Origin of the sequence: Rhodococcus sp. ENV425 (genome assembly GCF_002887785.1) — a bacterium.
GTDB lineage: Bacteria > Actinomycetota > Actinomycetes > Mycobacteriales > Mycobacteriaceae > Rhodococcus > Rhodococcus aetherivorans.
Genome location: NZ_PCZU01000262.1, coordinates 1132 through 6600, shown reverse-complemented (window position 1 = coordinate 6600; position 5469 = coordinate 1132). Strand labels below are relative to the sequence as shown.

At 70.5% G+C, this 5469-nt stretch carries 6 protein-coding genes; 3 read left to right on the top strand and 3 right to left on the bottom strand.

Features of this window, described 5'->3' with window-relative positions:
• Nucleotides 1–40 precede the first annotated feature (40 nt).
• The 3 genes from CQZ88_RS23370 to CQZ88_RS23360 all read right to left on the bottom strand — a co-directional run bounded on the left by CQZ88_RS23370 (nucleotide 41) and on the right by CQZ88_RS23360 (nucleotide 3082).
• Nucleotides 41–943 (bottom strand): universal stress protein, encoded by a 903-nt coding sequence (locus tag CQZ88_RS23370; RefSeq protein ID WP_006933272.1) that lies wholly within the window; start codon nucleotides 941–943, stop codon nucleotides 41–43.
• 55 nt (nucleotides 944–998) lie between these two features.
• Nucleotides 999–2039, bottom strand: coding sequence for an LLM class F420-dependent oxidoreductase (locus CQZ88_RS23365; RefSeq protein ID WP_029541944.1), 1041 nt, complete (start codon nucleotides 2037–2039; stop codon nucleotides 999–1001).
• A gap of 92 nt (nucleotides 2040–2131) precedes the next feature.
• Nucleotides 2132–3082, bottom strand: a complete 951-nt coding sequence (locus CQZ88_RS23360) for a universal stress protein (protein WP_029541943.1) — start codon at nucleotides 3080–3082, stop codon at nucleotides 2132–2134.
• 147 nt (nucleotides 3083–3229) lie between these two features.
• Here CQZ88_RS23360 and CQZ88_RS23355 point away from each other — a divergent pair, with 147 nt between their 5' ends.
• The 3 genes from CQZ88_RS23355 (at nucleotide 3230) to CQZ88_RS23345 (ending at nucleotide 5461) form a co-directional block, all read left to right on the top strand.
• Nucleotides 3230–3676, top strand: coding sequence for an HPP family protein (locus tag CQZ88_RS23355; protein WP_006933276.1), 447 nt, complete (start codon nucleotides 3230–3232; stop codon nucleotides 3674–3676).
• A 65-nt stretch (nucleotides 3677–3741) separates the two neighbouring features.
• Nucleotides 3742–4182, top strand: coding sequence for an Rrf2 family transcriptional regulator (locus CQZ88_RS23350; RefSeq protein ID WP_006933279.1), 441 nt, complete (start codon nucleotides 3742–3744; stop codon nucleotides 4180–4182).
• Between the two features lie 55 nt (nucleotides 4183–4237).
• A complete protein-coding gene (locus tag CQZ88_RS23345) occupies nucleotides 4238–5461 on the top strand; it encodes a globin domain-containing protein (protein WP_006933281.1) in 1224 nt (407 codons plus the stop codon).
• The last annotated feature ends 8 nt before the right edge of the window (nucleotides 5462–5469 follow it).

Genomic DNA, 5469 nt, shown 5'->3' with positions numbered 1-5469 from the left:
TGCCGCGCCACCACATGCGGCGAAGGCCGCGACGGGACGGCTACTTCTCGCCGTCCGGCCGGACGATCAGCACGGGGCAGTCGGCCGTCTGCATCAGCGCGTTGCTGGTCGATCCGAGCAGCAGGCCCTTGAAGCCGCCGCGGCCGCGGGAGCCCACGACGATCAGCTGGGCGCGTTCGGCGTACTCGCTCAGCACCCGCACCGGCCGGTCCCGCGCGACGACGCGCTCGACGACGACGTCCGGGTAACGCTCCTGGAACCCGGCGAGGTTCTCGGCGAGCACGACCTCCTCCCCCGTCTGGATCCTGCTCCACTGCGGATCCTCGGGCACCGCGCCCAGGGACGGCTGCACGCTCACGTCGCTCCACACGTTCACCGCGACGAGCGTCGCCTTGCGGGCGGCCGCCTCGGCGAACGCCACCTCGACGGCGCGCACGGAGGCCTCGGAACCGTCGACGCCGACCACGACCGGGCCGTCGGAGGGCGGTGCCCCGTCGAGGGTGCGGCCGCGCACGATCGCGACCGGGCAGTGGGCGTGCGAGGCGAGACCGAGGGTGACGGAGCCGACGAGCAGCCCCTTCACCTCCCCGAGCCCGCGCGAGCCGAGCACGATGGTGTCGGCCCGGTTCGAGAGGTCGACGAGGGTGGGGACGACCTTGCCCTCGATCTGCTCCGTGGTGATCTCGACCGGGCCCTGCTCGTCGGCGATGCGCTTGGCGAGCACCTTGGCACTGTCGAGCCGCGCCCGCGCCGTCTCCTTCATCTCCTCGTGGAAGCTCTCCGCGAGGTAGGGCTCGGAGTAGTAGAACGCGGGGATGTGCACGACGGTGACGATGTGCAGCGGCAGCGCGCGGGCCGCGGCAGCGCGGGCCGCCCAGATCACCGCGGTCGCCGCCGCGTCGGATCCGTCGACCGCGACGACGATCGGTTGGGTTTCGGTCATGAATTCCCCTCTGTCGGCGGGCCGGTGGGCCCGGGTTCTCACATCGGCGCGGGTGTCAGTTGCAGATCTCCCGCAGCTGTTCGATCAGTCGGACCCGGCCGGCGGTGTTCTCCGCGATCGGGTTGACGTTGAGGGTGGTGACGCCGGCTTCGGCGAACGCGGCGACGCGTTCCCGGACGTAACTCTCGGGCCCGATGAGCGAGACCGCCCGCACCAGGTCGTCGGGCACCGCGGCGGCGGCCTCCTCCTTCCGGCCTGCGAGGTACAGGTCCTGGATGGTCTCCGCCTCCTTCGCGTACCCGTAGCGGACGGCGAGGTCGTTGTAGAAGTTCTTGCCCTTCGCCCCCATGCCGCCGATGTACAGCGCGAGGTGCGGGCGTACGAAGTCGAGCAGGAAGTCGACGTCGTCGCCGATCGCGAGCGCCGCGCCGACGTAGACCTGCAGGTCCCCGAGCGCGGGATCGCGCTTGGCCTTGCCGCGCGCGAGGGACTCGCCCCACACGTCGGCGGCCTTCTCGGGATAGAAGAAGATCGGTTCCCAGCCCTCGGCGATCTCGGCGGTCATCTCGACGTTCTTGGGGCCGATCGCGGCGATCAGGACGGGGATGCGTTCGCGCACCGGGTGATTGATCAGCTTGAGCGGCTTGCCGAGTCCGGTGCCCTTCTCCGGCGGCAGCGGGATCTGGTAGTACTTGCCCTGGTACTCGACCTTCTCCCGGCGCCACACCTGGCGGCAGATATCGACGAGTTCACGGGTCCGGCCGAGCGGCGCGTCGTATTTGACGCCGTGGAATCCCTCGATGACCTGCGGGCCGGACGCACCGATGCCCAGGACGAAGCGGCCGTCGGAGACGTAGTCGAGACCTGCGGCGGTCATCGCCGTCAGGCTCGGCGTGCGGGTGTAGATCTGGAAGATGCCCGAGGCCAGCTCGAGTCGTTCGGTCTTGGCCGCGAGGTAGCCGAGCTGGCTGACCGCGTCGAACGAGTACGCCTCCGGTACGAAGACGATGTCGAGGCCGGCCCGTTCGAGATCGGCCACCTCCGCCGCCGTCTCGGCGAATCCGCCGCTGTAGTTCAATCCCATCCCGATGCGCATCCGCATACCCCGTGATTCGTTGGTGCGTGGTCCTGCCGGGCACGCTCGTACCCGTGTGCCAGGTACCCTACCGCCGGGGTGTGGCGCGACCTTCAGGACTCGTCGGGGCGCACCACCATGACGGGGCACTGCGCGTCGCGGATCAGCGAGTTGCTGGTGGAGCCGAGCAGCATGCCGGTGAAGCCGCCGCGGCCGCGGCTGCCGAGCACCAGCAGCTGCGCCTTCTCCGACCAGGCCAGCAGGTGGGCGCGCGGCCCGTCGACGTACACCTCGCGACGCACGTTCACGTCGGGGTAGCGGTCGTGGAACCCGGCGAGGCGCTCGGCGAGCAGGGCCTGCTCGGATTCCGCGAACGCGTTCGGGTCGATCGAAACCTCCACGGCCTCGTCGAAGGTGCCCCGCCGCATGTCGCTCCACACGTGCACCGCGACGAGGTCGACGCCGCGCAGGCCGGCCTCCTCGAACGCCGCGCGGACGGCCTTCTCGCTGAGGGGGCTGCCGTCGACCCCGACGACGACGGGCCGGGTGTCGGGCAGGGTCTCCGGAGCCTTGCCGCGGACGACGACGACCGGGCAGCGACCGTGGCTGGCGACGGACACCGGGGTGGAGCCGAGCAGTGCCTCGCCCACCCGGCCGGTGCCGGAGGAGCCGAGCACGAGCATCCGCGCGCGGGCGGACAGGTCGATGAGCCAGCGCGCGCTGCCGGTGGCGGCGAGCCGGGTGGTGATCTCGAGTGCCGGCGCGACGGTGCGGGCGACCTCCTCGGCGCGCTGCAGCAGCGTCTTGCCCTCGTCCTCGACCCATTCGAAGACCTGTGCGGTCTGGATGAACGGCGCCCCGCTGTAGCCGCTGGGGGCGAAGTCGAGAGCGTGCACGATGTGCAGCGGCAGCCCGCGGTCGGCGGCCGTCGCGGCGGCCCACCGGACGGCGTCGTCGGAGGCCGGGGATCCGTCGATCCCGACCACCACGGTGTTCGAGCGCACCGCCTCGTCGTGCGTGGGCTCGTGGTGCGCCTTGCTGCCTGGGAACTTCACGTCGGTCACCGCTCTCGTCGCAGGGATCGTCCTCGGGGTCGAGGTTAATCCGCTCCCCTGGGGGCAGGAATGGTCTTTGGTCCCTCTCCGGGAAGTCCGGAGCCACTGGCCCGGTAGCGGGGATGCGGCCACAATCGTAGGCAGAGGAGGCGCATCATGTCCGGTGGACCGATCCGCATGGCGGGGCCCGCGGCCCACAAGGTCCGCGCGGCGGACGTGATGAGCACGCCGGTGCTGGCCGTGACGGTCGACGCCACCCTGGAGCGGGCCGGGGAGGTGCTGGCCCGCAACGGCTTCACCACCCTCCCGGTGGTCGACGAGCACGGCCGGCTCTGCGGCCTGATCACCGAGGAGGCGCTGGCGGGGGCGCATCTGGCGCGCCTGTCGATGTACGCCGACCTGCCGCTCGTCACCGCGATCCGCCGGCCGCTGACGGTGCGGGCGGTGGCGTTGCCGCCGGTGGCCCTCGATGCGGACGCCGAGCTGTTCGACATCGCGCGGGCGATGCTGCAGATGCGGCTGCGGTCCGTGCCGGTGGTGCGCGACGGCAGGCCGATCGGAATCGTCAGCTGGCGCAATATCCTTCCCGTGCTCGAACGCTGACGCACCGAAGCGATCTACGTCACATTAAATTGTCATTTCAGATACCAATTATCTAGTCTCAGGTCATGCAACTCACCCAGTTCACCGATCTCGGACTGAGAGTTGTCATGTACCTGGCGGCCGCCGCGCCCGACAGCTCCCCCAGCACCAAGCGCGTCGCCGAGCAGCTGCAGCTGTCGTACGCACACACCACCAAGGTGGTCGCACGATTGAGCGAACTCGGCGTCGTCACGACCCGCCGCGGCCGCGGCGGCGGACTGACCATCACCGAGCTCGGCCGGGGCGCGTCCGTCGGATGGCTCACCCGGCAACTCGAAGGCGACGGCGAGGTCGTCGCCTGCGAGGGCGACAAACCGTGCCCGCTGCGGGAAGGATGCAGCCTCCGCGGCGCACTGCGCCGAGCCCAGGAGTCCTTCTACGCGGCGCTCGACTCCGTCACCGTCGCCGATCTCACCCGGGCCCCCACCCGCACCGTCCTGCTCGATCTCACCCGCCCCGCCGTCTGACCGCACGGTTCCACAGCCCGGAACCGGCCCAGCCCTACCCGAAACGGAGTTCACGATGCCGCTCTCAGCCGAGTCCAAGGAAGTTGTCCGCGCCACCCTCCCCGCCGTGGGTGCCGCCATCGGCGACATCACCCCGCTGTTCTACAAGAAGATGTTCGCCGCGCACCCCGAACTCGAGCGCGACCTGTTCAACCGCGGCAACCAGAAGCAGGGCGAACAGCAGAAGGCCCTGGCCGGCTCCATCGCCGCCTTCGCGACCCTGCAGCTCGATCCCGACCCGGCCCGGGTCGAGGCGATCCTGTCCCGCATCGCGCACAAGCACGCCTCCCTCGGCATCAAGCCCGACGAGTACTGGATCGTCCACAAGCACCTGTTCGAGGCGATCGTGGAGGTCCTCGGCGAGGCCGTCACCCCCGAGGTCGCCGCGGCCTGGGACGAGCTGTACTGGCTGATGGCCAACACGCTCATCAAGCTCGAGGACGACCTGTACAAGGCCGCGGGCGTCGCGCCGGGCGACGTGTGGCGCACCGTCCGGGTCGCCGAGCGCCGGCACCAGTCCGCCGACACCGTCTCGTTCGTCCTGACCTCGCTCGACGGCGCTCCGCTGCCCGCTTTCCGTCCGGGACAGTACCTTTCGGTGGGCGTGAAGCTGCCCGACGGGGCCCGTCAGATCCGCCAGTACAGCCTGACCAACGCGCCGGCCCAGGGCGACTGGCGCATCACCGTCAAGCGGATCGTGGCGACCACCACCCCCGACGGCACCGTCGCGCCGGCCGGTGAAGTGTCGAACTTCCTGTACGACAACGTCTTCGAGGGTGACGAGCTGCAGGTCACCACCCCGTTCGGCGACCTGGTGCTGCCCGACGACGGCGCCCCGCTGCTGCTGGCCTCCGCCGGCATCGGCTGCACCCCGATGATCGGCATGCTCGCGCACCTCGCGGAAACCGGTGACGAGCGCAAGGTTTCGGTGCTGCACGCCGACCGCTCCGTCGCCAACCACGCGCACCGGCACGAGCTGGCCACCCTCGTCGAGCGCATCCCGTCCGCCGAGGTGCACCGGTGGTACGAGGACCTCGGCGCCCGCGAGCCGCTCGAGACCGTGCGCGTGGGCCGGGCCGACGTGTCGGACCTGCCGCTCGACCCGAACACCAAGGCGTACCTGTGCGGTCCGCTGCCGTTCATGCTCTCGCTGCGCGAGGCCCTCATCGAGCGCAACGTGCCCGCCGAGAACATCCACTACGAGGTGTTCGGTCCCGACAGCTGGGCCCCGAACGCCTGAGTCGCCTC